This window comes from uncultured Psychrobacter sp., from assembly GCF_947495825.1.
GTDB lineage: Bacteria > Pseudomonadota > Gammaproteobacteria > Pseudomonadales > Moraxellaceae > Psychrobacter.
Genome location: NZ_CANMAH010000001.1, coordinates 333,287 through 350,793, shown reverse-complemented (window position 1 = coordinate 350,793; position 17,507 = coordinate 333,287). Strand labels below are relative to the sequence as shown.

General features: G+C 41.0%; 11 protein-coding genes. 3 read left to right on the top strand and 8 right to left on the bottom strand.

The features are described from left to right. Positions 1-160: 160 nt before the first annotated feature. On the bottom strand, positions 161-1,231 hold the full coding sequence (locus Q0895_RS01415) for a WG repeat-containing protein (protein WP_299184953.1): 1,071 nt from the start codon (positions 1,229-1,231) through the stop codon (positions 161-163). 169 nt (positions 1,232-1,400) lie between these two features. On the opposite strand from Q0895_RS01415, the gene Q0895_RS01410 reads away from it, so the two are divergent. From Q0895_RS01410 to Q0895_RS01400, 3 genes are all read left to right on the top strand, one after another. Next, positions 1,401-2,264: a protein phosphatase 2C domain-containing protein gene (locus Q0895_RS01410; RefSeq protein WP_299184951.1), complete on the top strand. Its 864-nt coding sequence runs from the start codon at positions 1,401-1,403 to the stop codon at positions 2,262-2,264. Positions 2,265-2,331: 67 nt separating this feature from the next. After that, positions 2,332-3,423: a WYL domain-containing protein gene (locus tag Q0895_RS01405; RefSeq protein WP_299184949.1), complete on the top strand. Its 1,092-nt coding sequence runs from the start codon at positions 2,332-2,334 to the stop codon at positions 3,421-3,423. Positions 3,424-3,502: 79 nt separating this feature from the next. Further along, complete coding sequence (locus Q0895_RS01400; protein ID WP_299184948.1) at positions 3,503-4,129, top strand: hypothetical protein; 627 nt, start codon at positions 3,503-3,505, stop codon at positions 4,127-4,129. A 40-nt stretch (positions 4,130-4,169) separates the two neighbouring features. On the opposite strand, the gene Q0895_RS01395 is transcribed toward Q0895_RS01400, so the two are convergent. The 7 genes from Q0895_RS01395 to Q0895_RS01365 all read right to left on the bottom strand — a co-directional run bounded on the left by Q0895_RS01395 (position 4,170) and on the right by Q0895_RS01365 (position 17,427). After that, positions 4,170-4,907, bottom strand: a complete 738-nt coding sequence (locus tag Q0895_RS01395; protein ID WP_299184946.1) for a SprT family zinc-dependent metalloprotease — start codon at positions 4,905-4,907, stop codon at positions 4,170-4,172. Further along, positions 4,904-8,086, bottom strand: coding sequence for a type I restriction endonuclease subunit R (locus tag Q0895_RS01390; RefSeq protein ID WP_299184944.1), 3,183 nt, complete (start codon positions 8,084-8,086; stop codon positions 4,904-4,906). The genes Q0895_RS01395 and Q0895_RS01390 overlap by 4 nt, the downstream gene beginning before the upstream one ends. Then, entirely contained in the window at positions 8,079-10,265 is a 2,187-nt protein-coding gene (locus tag Q0895_RS01385) for a DUF262 domain-containing HNH endonuclease family protein (RefSeq protein WP_299184943.1), read from the bottom strand. Before Q0895_RS01385 ends, Q0895_RS01390 begins: the two co-directional genes overlap by 8 nt. Before the next feature lies 1 nt (position 10,266). After that, positions 10,267-11,781, bottom strand: a complete 1,515-nt coding sequence (locus tag Q0895_RS01380; RefSeq protein ID WP_299184941.1) for a DUF262 domain-containing protein — start codon at positions 11,779-11,781, stop codon at positions 10,267-10,269. Continuing rightward, positions 11,774-13,600, bottom strand: coding sequence for a DUF262 domain-containing protein (locus Q0895_RS01375; RefSeq protein WP_299184939.1), 1,827 nt, complete (start codon positions 13,598-13,600; stop codon positions 11,774-11,776). Before Q0895_RS01375 ends, Q0895_RS01380 begins: the two co-directional genes overlap by 8 nt. Before the next feature lie 72 nt (positions 13,601-13,672). After that, a complete protein-coding gene (locus tag Q0895_RS01370; RefSeq protein WP_299184937.1) occupies positions 13,673-14,998 on the bottom strand; it encodes a restriction endonuclease subunit S in 1,326 nt (441 codons plus the stop codon). Further along, complete coding sequence (locus Q0895_RS01365) at positions 14,998-17,427, bottom strand: type I restriction-modification system subunit M (RefSeq protein WP_299184935.1); 2,430 nt, start codon at positions 17,425-17,427, stop codon at positions 14,998-15,000. The genes Q0895_RS01370 and Q0895_RS01365 overlap by 1 nt, the downstream gene beginning before the upstream one ends. Positions 17,428-17,507: the final 80 nt, after the last annotated feature.

Below are 17,507 nucleotides of genomic sequence, written 5' to 3'. Positions count from 1 at the left end.
TTATAGCGACAGTTTTAGCTCAAAATCAGTAGTCCGACGAACGGTAACTGCTTGTTAGGACCTTAAAATGAAGATCTTCAGCTTAATAAGATAAAATACAAAAATTATTTTTAACTCAGGTTTTAGATAAAGACTCTAATTTCTATGGATTATTGCATGACTAGTTGTACATCTCTTCAAGTACATCTGATAAGTAATCATATTTTTTACGTTTAAGCTCGTTGCCATTTTTATCAATAGTAATAGCAGTTACTTGTCCATTCTCACCGTCTTGATAGACATCGATAGTGCCATCTTCAAAGTAGCCACCTATGACATCGGGTGAGTCGCCCATAGGGTCGATATAGGCATGATCATATTTGGGTTCGATGACTACATTGCCTGAGGTGTCTATAAACCCCCATTTAGCATTTTCGTAATCGCCTTTAGCGACGGCAGCACGGCCTTCGGAAAAAGGCATGGTTTGATCCCAGATAGGCTTAACTATGACTTTACCTTGAGTATTTATAAAACCATTTTTGTCTGAGTCTGCTGGAGTGAACGTCGCCAAACCTTCTTTAAATTCTCCAAGACGGCTGTATTTCATATCGATCACTGTTTTGCCAGCGCGATCAATTGCGCCATATTGGTAGTCTTTTGATACGGTCGCTAGACCATTAGAGAAGTCGGAGGCGGTCTCATACTCAAAAGGAATCACTGTATTGCCTTGCTTATCCAAATAGCCCCATTTATCCTTATTTAGTACTGCTACTACACCTTCACTAAAGTCTCGCGCATCTAACATCCATCCGTAATCTGCTTCGATATTTACTGGAATGACAAGCTCACCTGAGCTGTTAGTGTATCCAAGATAATAGCCTCCATCAGAATCAGACTTCATGTTCTTCTTTAGTAAGTAAGCCATTCCCTCATTAAAACCACCGCAAAAATCATATTCTGCTTTTACAATTACGTTGCCTGCATCATTTTTAAATCCACATTGTTCTGAGTACTCGCCATTAGCTACGGTATAGTGAACCAACTCGGACTCATCTTCAGCAACGATTTGCACTTCTTCTTCCATTTCTTCTGATAGCGCAGCTTTTTGTCCTGCTTCTATATGCGCCTCATTGGTTTCGGCGGTCGTTTCAGACGTAGTATCTACGCTACTTATCTCAACATTTGCGCTGTCATCTTTACTACAACCAATAATCGCAAGGCTTGTCATCACTGACAACGTTAATAGTCTCACTTGCAACATCCTAGTTATCCTTTATTTTTCTAAAATAATTAAGAATAATAGCAGATATATGTTCGGTTTTACTATCAAATTTTAATAATTAATAACCTAGAAAATAAACTGCTAGGTAGTCCGCTATACTGACGATAAAGTAGAGAATAATAAGTGAGCTGGTAAGACCATGACCCAAACTGACGATATTTCAAATACTAAGCAAACGATAGCTCAAGCTTGCGCTATTACCTTTAAAGGCAATGCTAGTAATGGATTACAACAAGATGCGTTCTTCTTTTTAGATCACTGGTATCAAGAGGGGTTAGGTGTAATGCCAGTGACCCCAATCGTTGCTCCATTTTGTCTCGCTGTATCAGACGGCGTTGCCAGCTCTAACCAGTCACAGCACTGTTCAAAGGCAGTGGTTAAAGCAATTAAAGCGCTATGGGATGACAAACAAGCAAACGTCCAAAGCATGACCTCAGATCGTATCTATCAACAACTGAGCCAAACCAAACATACCCAAAAACGCTATGGCGCTGCGGCAACCCTCGCCATGATCGTCGGAGTTCTAAACGATGATAAGTCGATAAATATAGATATCACTCATGTCGGTGATAGTCGTGTATACAAGCTGGGCAAAGAGGCAAAAGAATGGCAGTTCTTAACTCGTGATCATAACTTACTAAACGAACTCATTGAGCAGCAAGCACAGGAGCAAGGTCGACAAGTAAAGTTTGCAGACTATAACCAAGAAGAGATGGCCAGCAGCTTATATAGCATCACTGAATGCTTTGCATTAACAACTGACGACAGTTATCTAAGTAGTGAAGCACCGGAAAGCCTGTCTCAAACGATCAATGTTAATAGTGGCGACTGTCTCTTGGTTTGTACGGATGGTATTCACGATTTAGTGCCGAGCCGTAACTGGCAACCTGTCAGTGCGAAAACGGATTTACAGGATTGGCTAATTGCTCTTAAAAACCAAGTTTATGATTCCAAGGGCAATGCTTATGATAACGGCACCGCTATTGTGGTGCGGTTTGAATAATTGTTTTATGACAGTTCATTTTTAAAAAGACAATTTGATAGATTTAATAACCTATAGAGCAGCCAATATGACTACACACCCAATCGCAAGTTACAACAAATCCACCCGTTTGTTTACGCTCTATCAATTTCTGCCGCGTGATCAATTCAACGCAATGTCCCTGACAGAGCTAATGAGTGTCTATGGCGCTAATCCTGACCGTTACGCAAATGAGCGTAAAAACTTAGAAAACGATCTGAGTAGTCTCAATCAAATATTTAACGATATTTTTTATAGTCAGGCCTTGGTCAGAGAGCCAGCGTGGGGTCAGGATATTAGCGGACAGACGGCACGGTTTTATATTGAGCAAAGTTTCAGTATTGATGTCATCAATGAGCAAACGGTATTTTTTTGGCAGATGCTCGCTAACTATACCGCAAACTATTTGCCAACATCTTTCAAGCAAAGTATTAGCGATAAGCTTAGTCAATTACACCGACAAGACAGACATAGCTTTAATCAAAGCAAACTGGGACGGTGGCAAGATCATCTCATTACCCTGCCTAGTATCGTACAAGCACCAAAGCTTGATAGTGAGGTACTGGCTAGCATTCATCAGGCGTTGTTGCAAAACAAACAACTTCAAATCACTTATAGAAAAAAATGGGATGAACATACGGACGTTAGGATAATCTACCCCAAAGGTTTAGTCTTTATCGACAATATGATCTATCTCACTGGGTTTAATCTCGCTGATGATCACATTGATGATGAGGTTTTACTAGAGTCGCATCGAAACTTCGCGGCGAATCGAATTACAACAGCTAAAGTAATAGACAAGTCGATCCCTGACTGGGTAGAGCGCAATGCTTTTACTCTTGAGAATCTACGTAAGCTAGGAAAGCTGGAATTGAATAATGGTTTAGAAATCGGACTGGTTTTAAAGGTACAAAAATATGCTTGTCAGCATCTATATGAGCGTCCTTTGTCAGATGATCAAACGATTACTGTTATCGACGACACTTGGAATGAGGTGCGCGCAACGGTTACTAATACGCAGCGCCTGCAAGATTGGCTGGTGAGTATGTCGCAGTTGGCAGTTGTGATTGAGCCTGCCGAGTTAAAGGCGGTAATTTATGAGCGTTTGCAAAGTGGGATGGCGCTTTATGAGGATTATTAGAAACTTCATGACCTTACGTGTAAATCTATTCTAGAGTTTCTAACTACATTAGCACCATGAATTATAAACGAGTATAACCATGAAATATCATCTTAATGATTCTAAATTAGAACATGTATCCTGTGCAGCCTTATACCGATCAAATACAGAGTATTTTCCGCCAGCTGTTATCGCCTGTTTTATCATCAGTGACGGTTGGAGTGAGGAGGCACTACTAGAGCTAAAAGAGAAAGTAAAGGCTGACATTTTAGTAGGCTTACAGACAGATGATCATAAGTATGAAAGCTTAAATATCATAGAGGGGGTTATTAGATGTCAGCCTGATGAAGTAAATGACATCATTAAACTGCTAGATGTAAGGTCTGCAAGTACTATTATCGGTATAGATGTAACAGATGTTATAAGCTTGTTTGAGTGTGGCAATTTTTTTCAATTCATTCAAGTAAATGCCACAGGTGAGCCTGAATTAGATTTAATAAAAGTAGCTACACACAAGCTTGTTAGTCAACTTGCAAAAGCTCATGATACTAGAGGGTTATTTGTAGAAATGCAGAGTGTGCAAGCTTTACCACTGGAATCCATGGCTTATGTAACAGAAGCTGTTGAAGGATTGTTGTCTGGTGATGAGGCATCTATATACTATAGTTCAAGTAGTACTGATGAGTTTAATACTTTTAGGTTAAAGGCGATATATGCTGAGGAGTAGATAGAAGCTCCGACTTAAGCATTAGTCTATAACTAAAGCATTACTCTTGATGCTTCCAGTTCTCTTGACCTAATGGCATCTGGTTGAGCAAGTCGCGTCTAGATCGCCAATCGGGCATATAAGTGTCTAGTAGAGCCTTGAACCTATCATTGTGCTGCCGTTCTTTAAAATGTAGCAATTCATGCAAGATGATATATTCCAAACAGGGCAGTGGCTTTTTGGCCAAGTCTAAGTTAAGCCGTATGTTTCCTTCTTCTATATTACAGCTGCCCCATTTGGTTTTCATTTTTTGGATCTGCCAATCGCTGATAGTGACACCAGTTTTCTTCGACCATTTATCAATAATGTTAGGTGCTCTGGCTTTTAGTCGGCCACGATAGTATTCAGACAATAGCTTAAGCTTTGCTTCATCAGATGCTCCCTTATTTACGCTTAGTATAAGCTTGCCGCTTTTTAGTTTGACGGTTTGAGACTTTAGGTCATCAAGCTCAATCACTTCGAGCCGGTAACGCCTGCCCCATAGATAGTGCGTCTCTCCATTTACCATCTCCCTTATAGATTGACGCTCTTGCTTAGCAAACGCTGCCTGCTGACGCCGAATCCAAGGTATACGGTGGATGACAGCCATCCGAATGGCCGTATCGGTCATGGCATCAGGCGCAGATACTCTGACCTGTCCATCAGGTGGCATCACGCTGATATGTAGGTTTTTAATATCCTTGCGAGTTAAATATATATCTAACTCGCCAATCTTAATAAGCGTTGACTTAACAATCACTGATATTCCTGCTGTGCCTTAATCAAATTAATTAACGCTTCGATATCGACATCGACATCGACATCGACCTGATACTGAGAAACAGTTTGATGGACGGCACGCTGAATTTTTCGCTCTTTAATCAGATGACCCTGCCAGTCGGCTTGCTTATTGAGCCTAATAGCAGCGTCTACTTTATCTGCCAAGTCCTCATTTTGATCCAAGTTATCATATAGTGCGCGCTTAGCAGGGGTGTTAATAGCCTCAGGATATGCGTCACCACTTGCTGTGCCAGTCGGATTGATTACTTTAGAGGCTAGCTGGCGTATCTTTTGCAAGTATTCAGCGTAGGCAATGGCTTTTTGTCGGCGTAGCTCAATGAGCTCATCGAGTAGGGCGGACATATGCTCATAGTATTTAGGGTTGATCGGATTCTCATCGACAATCGTTTTGCGAACGTTGTTTTCAATGGTCTCTGCGACGTTTTCAGGGTTGCTCGCTATATCCTCAGGTATGGCTTTGATTAAAGCTTCAGGCCCTTGATTGACAATAAGCTCAATGAGTCCTAAATCTTCAAAGTCGATAACCGTCTCACTAGGTGTGGCATGAATATAAGTGTCTAGCATCCTACGCATGGTCGGCTCATAGCTTTTCATATCGATATGGTCGCCACTCATAAGCTTGATGTTATTACGCACGGACTCTAAGTGCTTTACATCGTCTTTGATGCGTGTTATCTCCTGATCGCTATATCCCGCTTCCGCCATTTCATTGGCAATATTGCCGTAAGCGCGTATCAGTTTGGAGACGCTTTTGTACAGGGTCAGTCTAAGTTGTTCCTTTTCTATTTTTTCAGCCTCAGTTGTACCTTCGCTAGGACAAAAGTAAGCGCCATAATCTTGTGTATTTCTAGGGTATTTAACAGGCTCACACAGTCCTCTGACCATCTCTAGGGCATCATCTAGGTTTTGTTTTGCCGCAGTTAAGCGGTTCTTTAACAGCCCATCAATATCTTCATCTTCGTATTTTGAGAACGCGCCTTGCGTATAGTCAGAAATAGTACTGTTTAAAGACTGAAATAGATCCTGATAATCAATGATATAGCCATAGTCTTTTTCTGCACCATCGAGTCTATTAACACGGCAAATGGCCTGAAACAGATTATGATCAACCATCTTTTTATCAATATATAGATAGGTAGCAGAAGGGGCATCAAAGCCTGTTAGCAGTTTATCGACGACGATTAGTAGGCGCATTTGACCTGGTTCTTCGATGAAGCGTTTTTTAACTGACTTTTCAAAGTCCTCGGCCTTAGAGCTTGCTTCTTGTTCGCTAATATCATAATAATCAGCAATCATTCTGCGATAGATTCGATATTTAAAAAGCTTCTCTGTCATGCCTTCGCCAGTTTCTTCCCCTTTGATGCTATCTGCAGTTGGTAAGTAGCTGGTCACAATTGCTACTTTGCCTTTTAAGAAAGAGTTCTCAAAGGCCTCATAAGATTTACAGGCTTGATAAATACTGCTACAGACCAGCATGGCATTACCATGACTGTCCATAAGTCTAGGTTTTTTCTGCATATCGAGCAAGATGTCATTGACGATGCACTCTATGCGCGACTGGCTAGATAGAACCCGCTGCATGGTGCCCCATTTTTGCTTAAGCTGGCTCTTAGCAATATTGGTTAAGCCACGAGTATGAGCATCGAACCATTCATCGACTTTCTTAGAGGAAGTAAGCTGTTGATCGATATCACGTGCTTCATACAGGAGGTCCAATACCACACCGTCAGCAACTGCTTCATCAAACTTATAGGTGTGAATAAAGGGTCCAAACACTTCGATAGATTTCTTCTTATCTTTTTTAAGCAGTGGTGTGCCGGTAAAACCGACAAACATAGCTTCTGGCAATAATGCCTTCATAGCGCTGTGCAGCTTGCCAGACTGAGTACGGTGACACTCATCAACGAAGACAAATAAATCGCCCTTAGGGCTAAAGTCTGACGGTAGGCTGGCTTGAATGTCCTTTATAAAGTCGTCTGTGTCTTTACTGTCAGGGCTATCATCATCACCGCCGCGCCCAAATTTATGAACTAGGGAGCAGAGCAACCAAGGGTTAGGCTGGTTTAACTGGGTAATAAGATCAGCACCACTCTTGGTGCGATATATTGATTCATCGACACCAAAGAACACTTTTTCAATTTGTTCATCAAGCTCAGTACGGTCAGTAATAATGAGTACACGGCTATTGGTGACATTCTCCCGTATCCATTTAGTCAGCCAAACCATAGTTAAGCTTTTGCCTGAGCCTTGGGTATGCCAAACAATCCCATCCTTGCGCTGTGCAATGTGTTTTTTTGCCGCCTGTATCCCGAAATACTGATTGTGTCGGCAAGTCTTTTTGACACCCGAATCAAAAACAATGAAGTTATTAATGATGTCTAAGAATCGGTGCTTATTGCACATATGATACAGATGGAAGTCTAAGGGCTGATTGGTGAAGTTAGCGTTTGCTAAGGTAAGATGTGTCGGTACGCTAGTATCAGACTGGGGTGTATGATTGGGGTTAGCTTCTTTCCATTCTAGATAGTATTTCTCTGGCGTTTCGATCGTGCCATAGCGCAGGCCTTGGGTATCATTACCTGCCATAACCAATTGTATGGTGCTAAAGAAGCTACGAATAAATTCTTTGTTTTGATTGTCTAAGTTTTGATGAATACCTTCGGTGACGTTGATGCTAGAGCGTTTAAGTTCAATAACGCCTAGTGCAATGCCGTTGACATAAAGAACGATGTCAGGACGTTTTTTATTTTCGCCATTGATGGAGACTTCTTCGGCAATGGCAAAGTCATTGGCCTCTATGTTATCCCAATCAATCAGCCAAATGGTCTCTTTATGATCCCCTGTGCCTTCTTTTTCTTTGATGCCATAACGGAGTAGTCTATAGACCTCTTTATTGGCATCGTATAGTTTAACGCCACTGCCTAGAGCGGCTGCTTTTTCTAGAGCGTTAATGGCTCTATTTCGCAGTGTACGGCTGACGTTACGTGAGCTTAGCCACGCCGCTAAAATCTCGGACTCAATGTTTTTGTTATTAGGTCGGTCTTTGAAGTCGCCGAGATAGCGATAGCCGAGTATGTCGGTGAAAAAGCGTACGACACGGTTCTGCGTGAGTCTTTCTATGTCGTTGACGTTACTCATTATTATTATCCCTAATTTTTATATCTAGCGCATCCTCAAGAAGGCTAAACATTTCAGTTTCATGCTCAGTAATTGCGTCTATATTCCATTCGTCATTGTGCTGTTCCAGCGTCTCAATCATCTTATAAAGCTTTAAAGAATCAATATGGTTTTTAAATGATTCATCATAATGTTCTTTTTTAGCTAAAGGCTTATGATTACTAACACGGGAGTTTAAGCCTCTGTTTATAAGGCAAAGATTACCAAAACGATGAATATATCTTCTATCGTCAACTTTTTCATCTTTGTGGATAGGGGTCTGAGGAATAAAGTGTTCAATAGAACCTTGTGTAGAGGGTCTGAATTTCTTTTTATCATCTGATTTAATATTACCCTTCAACCAAATCAAGTAATCTAAGTAGTTGAATACAAAGATATTGACGTGAGGGTATCCTAATTGTTGTGACAATTTCTCAAATTCAATAATTTGAGGCAATAGCGACGGACTGGACAAAGTCGTCTCGCTATTATCATTTATATGTCGACGAAACTCTTGAAAGTAATCACTGACGATATTATTAGGCTTGGTTCGATCAGATTGAGCGATATATCTTCTAAGCATATATGCTTTAGCCAGCCCATCAAGATAGCTCAGAAATTGTTTGCCATCGATACCTTGTTCACGCTTATCAAAAATCAAATAGAGATACTGCAAGCAGGCATTTAACCAGTATTTAGAATTTAGAGTAGGTGAAGAGACATGAAAGGCGCTTTGTAGAGTAACCAAACTGGCATTTAAGTCTGGTCCAGTTGAGTCCTTTGGCATATTTTTTTTATAAGAAGGACCTGACGCCTCGTTGATTAGCTGCTCAAGTGTCCAATAGCCTTTCTTAAACTCTGTATTACGCTTGATAATATATTGATCAAATAAAAACTTGGATTTCAACAGGGTGTAAAGGAAATGCTCTATTTTAGTTACCTTATTGGTCACCTTAGAACCAATCAAATGATTATCAAATTCAATCAATAACTGCTTATCATCAAGCGATACGATGTCAATTTGGGAGTTGTCAGTCAGATCGCTAGCTGGATTTTGAGTCGCGTGTACTCTTAGGACCTGCAATAAAAAATTGGGAAAATCTATCAAGCTATAATAGGTTTCGTCATCCTCATCGCCCTTATTCTTTTTGGCTGGATCAGTGGGTATATCAACAGTATCATTAAATAAAATATCATTTAAGCTGATGGTATCTTGAGCCTCTACTTTTTCTGAGTGTGTTTTAGACTTGTCTTTATTGTTTTTGGCAGCTTGCTCGTTGCAATCTTGAGTATAAATTTTAAGCAATTCAGAGAATTCTTTTGGCTCAAAATGTGCCCAGTCTAATGAAAAAACCTTTTTACGTAGATCAGTTGTAAAGCCATACTGTACGTATTTATCCATACGGCTGCAAGTATTCCAAATCAAATTCAACAGGCTTTTGCAGTGTTGTGTTCGCTCTGTATCGGTAGAGTCGTCACTGCTAATTACTGATAACAGCCGAGCCTTAATAATTTCGTGCTTTTCTAACTGCTCTCCTCGATTGTTCATGACTTCAAAGTAGTGATTAAGGTCTGTTTCTTGAGGAACAGGAACTCTTGCTATCTCTACCTTATCGAATAAAAAGGTACAAAAATCATTGATGGTTATAACTCCATTATTTCTATCAAAAAGATGCATCATCGTTTTGGTTAAGATGTCATAACCGTCGATAATAGACTGATTCATAGAGGCATCTTGGACAAAATGCGCTGACTCATCGTTATAAAGCAAAGATAAGGTGTAAGCCGAATGTGGGCGACTTTCAAAATGTAAATTTGGCTGGTTAAAGCTTTTTAAATAAGAGTCGCAATACTGACGATGATGGTGATGTAAATATACTGCCAGTAGAGTTAGAGTAGTTAAGCGTTGCTGACCATCTATCACTTCAAACAACGCTTGACTGGTATTGGATTTATCAAAGACAACTAAAGTACCTAAATAGTAGGTTGAGCTTGGGTTACGATTATAAGCATCAATAATATCTTTAATTAATGTTTCAATCTCAACAGTGCCCCATGCATAGTTACGCTGATACATCGGTATAACGTATTGATCGCCGTCTGTCAGCAAGTCTTTGATATTCAAAGAGCTTACTTTCACACTTGAGTTATTCACTGTCATATTATGCTCCTGACGTATCTATATAGTTGAGACTATCAAATAACATATAAATATCGCTACCACTTTCAGGCTTCTGATTAGTGGCTAATTCAATAATTTTAAGAGACGGTATAGAAGTGATAACCACGTTCTTTGGTAATGTTGCCTCGTTGATACACATGAACATACCTGTACTCTTTGTGGCATGCTTATCGATTGTAGTTAGGCTGACACTGTAGTTTGTTAATCTAATGCTATAAGCCCACGCAAATAGCAGCTCCACCGCCTGTGGCAGCTCTTCTGTGCCAAATTTGTCAATATAATAAATTAATGCATTATCAAAGACGTTACGGGTCAGCTTGTCGCCTTTACGCCTTCGTTGATAGCTATTATAAGAATCTAAAGTATTTATTATTTTGGAGGCGCGCTTGTTTAAGGCGTGATCGAACAGGGTAAAGATGTGCTCAGAACTAGATGCTTGACTATTATTAATGGCTTTGTACTTGGTTATCAGAGCATCATAATGTGCCACCATTTCAAAAAAACGTCTTCCGTTAATGATGGTTTGGTCAATTGAAAAGGGATAAGCAGTGGGTGAGCCTGCGATCTTGCAATGAACGCTGTTGTTATAGTCATCAATATAGTGGTGAGTGATGGCTAAGCGTCTGGTATAAGGTGGAAGTGTCTTGGACTCTAAAGTAATGCCTTTGAACTCTACGACATCATCTTTAGTAAATGTCTGCGCTGACTGACCCCGCGACCAGCGTCTAATACGATATAAATAATTTGAGAATAACTTGTCCAGTCTGTCATCATCTAGATTTTCCCAGTAATCGACAGTCTTTATTCTTAATGCTTCATCATCAGTCTTAAACTCGCGTAAATGAAACGCTTTTAATAGATCATGAGGGTAAAGGTCTTTACCGCGTGAGTTTTGAGAGTCAAAAAACTGAAACGCTTCAGACTCTTTGTCTAATACAAATATCACTACTTCGCATCGAGTTAATAAAAACTGAATATGCTTAAGGATAAAGTCGCCTCTGCTAATAATATTAGAGATAACTTTATAATTTTTATATAGGTTATATAGTGAGAAATCATCTTTAAATTGAGGTCTGTTAATAAAAGTCTGAACCTTCTTAGGCAGCTCATCTAATACCTTATTGATACTTTTGACTTCGTCTGATTCTTCGTTGTGTTGACAATAAGTATTGATAGCCAGTAAAGCCAATATGAGAGTAAGGGTGCGCTGCTGACCATCGACAATATCTAAGGAGCTTTTTTCGGTATTATTGTGCAATACCACTGTACCTAAACGGTAAGCCGGTTTGTCGCTGTGCATTCTAATGTCATCAAATAAACTCATGACATTTTGAGCAGTCCATTTGTAAGGACGTTGATAATCAGGAATGCTTAGCCTTGGCTCACTGAGTAGCTCAGATACACTGATGATTTTCTCATGTAGCCCATGCGAATCAGTACTTTTAGTCTCATTCTGACTTTGTGATACATAAATATTGTTGTCAGAATTACTCATACTCACCTTGCTCTTCAACTTCTTTGCCCATCGCTTTAGTGATCAGGGCTATCAACTGATTGCGCCTATCTGCTATAAAACCGTCAAAGTCATCCGCACGTAGGAGCTCAGGCGATAATGAGTGGCTGGCAAGCAGCTCATCCATTTTTTCATCTGATAGACCGACTTGTTTTTCATTTTGAATTTTAGGTAAATATACGGAAGGGGCATCGCCACCAATTTTACGATTGGCTTTATATGAGATGCTGGTCTTGTTGAGAATGCTGTCGTAAATCTTGTAATCTAGCTCTCGATCTTCACACCACTTTCTGGGAAAGATATGATGAATATCAAGCGCAAGTTCTTGCCCGGCATCTAGCTCTTGGATCGTGGCATTCCAAAACCAGTCTTTGGCACCTTCACGTAGTATCAGGATATTAATAGCTTTATAAGCCGCACTATTGCGCGAGCGCAAGCTAAGTAACCTTTCTGGTTGAAAAAAAGCATCGCTCACTGTACGTGGTAGTTTGCTATCATCCTCAAACCACTGTAGCAGCTCTTCAAAGTCATTAGCGATACGTGTTTCTACAGCGCCCCCGTATAACTCTCCCAATACACCTGACCAATACCAGCGAGCCAGCTTTTCATGGATTCTCGGCTCAAGCCAGCGATTACCAAGCTTGGTCATAACAGCAGCTAAAGGAATGATTTGGGTGCGATATGGGAGCTCACTACGAGCATAGAAATACTCTTTACGCAAAAACTGCGCCGCTTGTTTAAAGCCTTGTTCGACACTATCAGCATACTGCTGCCACGCAGATAACGGTAGCTTGAGCATATCGGTGCGCTTGGCACTCACGGGACGAATTTGCTTGCCTGTATTACCTGCTGCTATGTCGGCTTGACGTACATCATGAGTATGCAAAATAGTCACAGCTTGTAGTACTTCAGTGGCCTCAGTGCCTTTTAGCAATGACTGCGTGCCAATGCGAGCTTTACGCGACTCTACATTGCGATCTTTTGATCCAAGCCAGTCATCACGCAGATTGTAACCTTCAGCGGCATAGCTTGCAGTGATCAGCTCAAACACCGAAAGTTGGACGCCGCCTGTGTTTACTTTTTCAAAAACTAAGCATACCGCTTCTTTTGTAGATTCTTTTTTTAGCTCAATGACGGGCAACTGATAAGTAGTAAATGGGTGAATGATCTTGGTCAAAAACTCCATAAAGACAAACATGTCGCTTTGCTTATCAGTGTTCATAGTCAAGTATTTACTCAGCTCAATCTGCCACACATTGGAGTTGAATATCTGATCACAAGGGAACATCATGTGCTCGCATTCTTTTTCAATAGTGGATAAATCTATATCGATATCACGTCCAAAGTTGCTTTTGATTTGCTTGTTTTCATCGACGGCGACGATAGCGTCTTCGATATAGTCCTCGGACTCGATAGCCTTACGAATATCAAAATAATAATGACGCTGAATTTTTTTACCTTTGCTGGTGCGGGTCTGTACTGGCGTCGTTAGCCCTATCGCTTGGGTAAGAGTGGTGAGACGCTGTTGGCCGTCGAGTATGAGCTTTTGCGGCTCTATGCTTTTATCTATTAAGTTTTCGACACCTTCGACAGGGCGAGTCTGAAACTTAACCTCGCCGCCAGTCTCGAGTAGCATGACGGCACCTACTGGGAAGGAGCGAGCAATACTGACCAGTAGGTCTTTGACGTGGTCATCATCCCATACCCAGCCACGCTGAAAATCTGGCAACTGGACTTTTCCAGTTTTGATGTCATTAAGTAGTTGGCTAAGGAGTATTTTGGTGGAGTCAAAAGTAGTCATTAATTCAAAAATCCTTTTCATTCATTGTATTAGGTATTGTCCTTCATCTTATCGAGATGAGGTTACGTAATTTTAATCCACCAACCGCACTTTGCCGGTCAACAGCTGCTGCATCATGCCTTGCTTAATATCACGGGTTTTTTCCAAGCGCTGTTGCACTGCTTGAATCTCAGCATCCATATCGGCGAGAATAGTAGCTATGGCGGTTTGTTCTTCTATACTATTTGGACTTAATATATCAAGACTATTAATTCTTTGAATAGCAAGTTTAGGTTGTGCGCCAACAGTGATTTGAGAGAGGATTTTATCTTGAACTTTCTGACTGCTTAAATAATATAGGAAGTAGGTAGAATCACCTTGTATATTACAAATTCTATCAGCGTTCTCTGTAAGGTTAGCTTTATCTAGTTCAGCTGGTATCTTACCAATTAGACCTATCGTGCCAGCCACACTTATAAATAGCTCATTGCTAAATATTCTATAGTTTTTAATTAGTGGTGCTGTATCTTCAGTCAAGTAAAGCATGTTTGTTGTATCTACCCCACCCATAAACATATCGGCTACTCTAATGTATGGATGTTTGGTTTGAGCTTTAACAAGCTGTTTTCCTTTAGGTAATCTTTTCCCTCCTCTTACATTTGCCATACTATCTAAAGTTAGGTAATCCCAATCCTCAGGGATCCGTCCCAGCTCAGTTTGTTTAAACCCTTTTAGGCTACCATCATCACGAGTAGTAAACTCAGGCAGGCGAGTTTTGCCAGTGAGTAGCTGCTGCATAGTGCCCGTTTTAATCGCTTCTTTTTTCGCAATCAATTTTTCTAGCGACCCGATTAAATCATCGATATCAGATAGGGCATTGGCGATGGCGGTTTGTTCTTGTTTGGGTGGAATTAAAATTTGAATTTTACTAAGTGCTTTTGTTCCTATATTTGGAGGATCAGTACCAGCCATTGCTAAGTTCATAGCAGCAATAAAGTTAGATGTTTGTAATGCATAATATGCAAAATTAATATCACCTTTGGAAGTCACTTCTAATTTTGCTACCCTCTGGTTTAGTAGTGAAGGTGTATCAGATAATCTTAATCTGGCAATCTTAAGGTTTTCACTTAAAATAGGTCTTGTTAATGCAATGACTACGTCATTTTCTTTAAGTAGATATTTACTATGCACTTCTGAAAATGAGTAGGGCAGATAAGATTTGGCATCCCATTTAACCTTATTAACGCCAACATTTGCGATTTTTATCCAGCGTATGCCATTATCTTGAGCTGAATTACTACTAAAGCTATAACCTCCTATAAATGAGGTCATTTCTTTAGCAAGTAGTAAATTCCAGTCCTCAGGAATAACGCCAATCTCAGTCTGCTTATAACCCTCAGGTACTTTAACCTCACTCATTACGCTACTCCCATCGCTTGCAGATGCGCTTGTACTTTTTGACTTAACGTCTCCACCTCGTCTACGATTTGCGATAAAGGCTCAGCATAACGCTCATCCAGCTCCTTGATACGGTTAGCAAGCTGGGCAGTGATACGCTCAATCTCATCTTCGATACGACCTTGTAGTGTGGCGTGCCATTTATCCTCAATCAATAGCGTTTTAATAGCCTTTTCATCCAAAGTCGGGTAGTGCTCAAATACCGCTTTGTCTAACGCATCTTGTGCTTCTTTTAATGACTTTTTGGCTTTGGTCTCAGTATCGAAATAAGAAAGCAACTGATGGAGCACGTCTTTTTCATCACTATCGCTGACAAGTTTTAGACGTGCGTTGACACTGGACTTAGTAAAGCTGCCTTTGTCAGTGGCGGCATCCGCTAGTAAGCCTTCCTCATCGCCGTGTTCTTCCGTATAGTCCGCTATTGTACTTGAAGCAGTATCTAGCTCAGCCTGTAACGTATCGATATGGGCTTGCTCATCATTATAATAACGGTCGATGATCAGCGCAGGCGGGATCAGCTCGGCTTTGTATTTGACCTTATTAATAATCAGATCAGGCTCTTCTTTCAGCTTTTCACCCTTAGCCACGACTAGCTTGCGTAGCTGACTGCCGATACTCCAGCCATCTTGGCTAATAGCATAGATATCGTCCTGCAAGCGCTCACTCCAGTAGTCCATCAGGATTTGATAAATGTCGTATTTATCTAACAGTGGGGCATGAGCGTAGCGTGCTAGCAGGTCTTCACTGATCTTATGAATAATGGCTTTGGGCCGAGCACCCTGCTGAATGCTAGCAAGATCAATATCTTGCCACCAGTCATTAAATGGCGTTAAGCTTTGCTCAGCAAAGGCGATAAATTCAGGATGAGCCAATACCGCTGCTTTGACCTCGGTCGATGCCACGAGACACTCACGATAACCATCACGGCTATGCGCCATTTCAGAAAATAGCGTCTGGCGTAAGGTAGGTAGTACTTGCCAATAAGACTCTAAAGAGTCGATATCGGCAACAGGGATACCGCCTTTTAAATGTGCGGTCAGATCATGCTGATCCTCATCGATACTGGCATCGATATAGCGAGGAATGTTTAAGTTATAGTCGTTTTCAATGATTTCATCCAGCTCCACCATTCGGCTATAGCCTTCTAGAGCAATTTGAGAGTTAAAGACATCGACGATTTTGTGAATATCTTGGCTGCGTAAGCGGTTTTTATTACCATCTTTCATGTAGCCGCGGCTGGCATCTATCATAAATAGACCCGCATCCCCTTTGGCTCGGCTCTCAGCAGTGTTTTTATCTATCACGATGACACAAGCAGGTATGCCCGTACCGTAGAAGAGGTTGGCTGGCAAGCCGATAATGCCTTTGATATAGCCTTGTTTGATAAGGTTCTGGCGGATATGCGCTTCGGCATTGCCTCGGAACAGCACGCCATGTGGCAAGATCACTGCGCCAACGCCCGTGCTTTTTAAGCTTTTGATAATATGTAAAAGGAAAGCATAATCGCCATTTTTCTCAGGTGGAATACCCCAAGTAAAACGGTTAAACTCATCCGACTCTGGATTTAAGCCACTGGTCCAGTTTTTATTACTAAAGGGCGGGTTTGCCACGATAAAATCAAAGGTCTTAAGCTGACTGCCTTCTACAAAGTGCGGGGAAGATAGGGTGTTGCCTTTGTAGATATCTGCACCCGTCGCCCCATGCAAGATCATGTTCATTTTCGCAAGTGCGGTCGTGGCAAAGTCCATCTCTTGACCATAGATCGTCAAGCCACGTGGTGCTTCATCACTGACTTTTAGTAGCAGAGAACCTGAACCACAGGCAGGGTCGTATACGGTCGCGTCTTGTGGCGTATTGTCGTCAACGCCGATAATCTTCGCTAGAATACGTGACACTTCCGATGGCGTATAAAACTGACCCTTAGATTTACCAGATTCTGTAGCGAAATGACGCATTAGAAATTCGTAAGCATCACCTAGTAAGTCATCACCATCAGCACGGTTGCCCGATAGATCTAATCCCTCAAAGATACCGATTAGCTTCGATAAGCGGTCGATATGCTCTTTGCCTTTACCCAGTTTTTCTTCATCGTTAAAGTCAGCAACGTCAATGACACCGCGTAAACCGTTAGCTTCAGCCAGCTTAGCGATAATCTTATCGACCTTTTCGCCGATCTCTTTGTCACCTTTCAGCGCCACCATATCATCGAAGCTACCGCCTTCTGGCACTAGGATATCGCCAAAAGCATCGTCTTTATATTTATCAGACACGTATTTCATAAATAGCATGGTCAATACGTAGTCTTTGTATTGACTGGCATCCATGCCACCGCGTAGCTCATTGCAACTTGCCCAAAGGGTAGAATAAATCTCGGTTTTCTTAAGTGCCATAGTTATAAATCTTATGTTTAGAGAATGCTTTATTGAATGAAAAAATATCGAAGAATGGTAGCACATTACTGCTTGTTTGC

Coding starts and splice junctions, on each gene's coding strand:
- Q0895_RS01410 (WP_299184951.1), top strand. CDS start 1,401: ATGACCCAAACTGACGATATTTCAAATACTAAGCAAACGATAGCTCAA.
- Q0895_RS01380 (WP_299184941.1), bottom strand. CDS start 11,781: ATGAGTAATTCTGACAACAATATTTATGTATCACAAAGTCAGAATGAG.
- Q0895_RS01405 (WP_299184949.1), top strand. CDS start 2,332: ATGACTACACACCCAATCGCAAGTTACAACAAATCCACCCGTTTGTTT.
- Q0895_RS01400 (WP_299184948.1), top strand. CDS start 3,503: ATGAAATATCATCTTAATGATTCTAAATTAGAACATGTATCCTGTGCA.
- Q0895_RS01370 (WP_299184937.1), bottom strand. CDS start 14,998: ATGAGTGAGGTTAAAGTACCTGAGGGTTATAAGCAGACTGAGATTGGC.
- Q0895_RS01365 (WP_299184935.1), bottom strand. CDS start 17,427: ATGGCACTTAAGAAAACCGAGATTTATTCTACCCTTTGGGCAAGTTGC.
- Q0895_RS01390 (WP_299184944.1), bottom strand. CDS start 8,086: ATGAGTAACGTCAACGACATAGAAAGACTCACGCAGAACCGTGTCGTA.
- Q0895_RS01375 (WP_299184939.1), bottom strand. CDS start 13,600: ATGACTACTTTTGACTCCACCAAAATACTCCTTAGCCAACTACTTAAT.
- Q0895_RS01385 (WP_299184943.1), bottom strand. CDS start 10,265: ATGACAGTGAATAACTCAAGTGTGAAAGTAAGCTCTTTGAATATCAAA.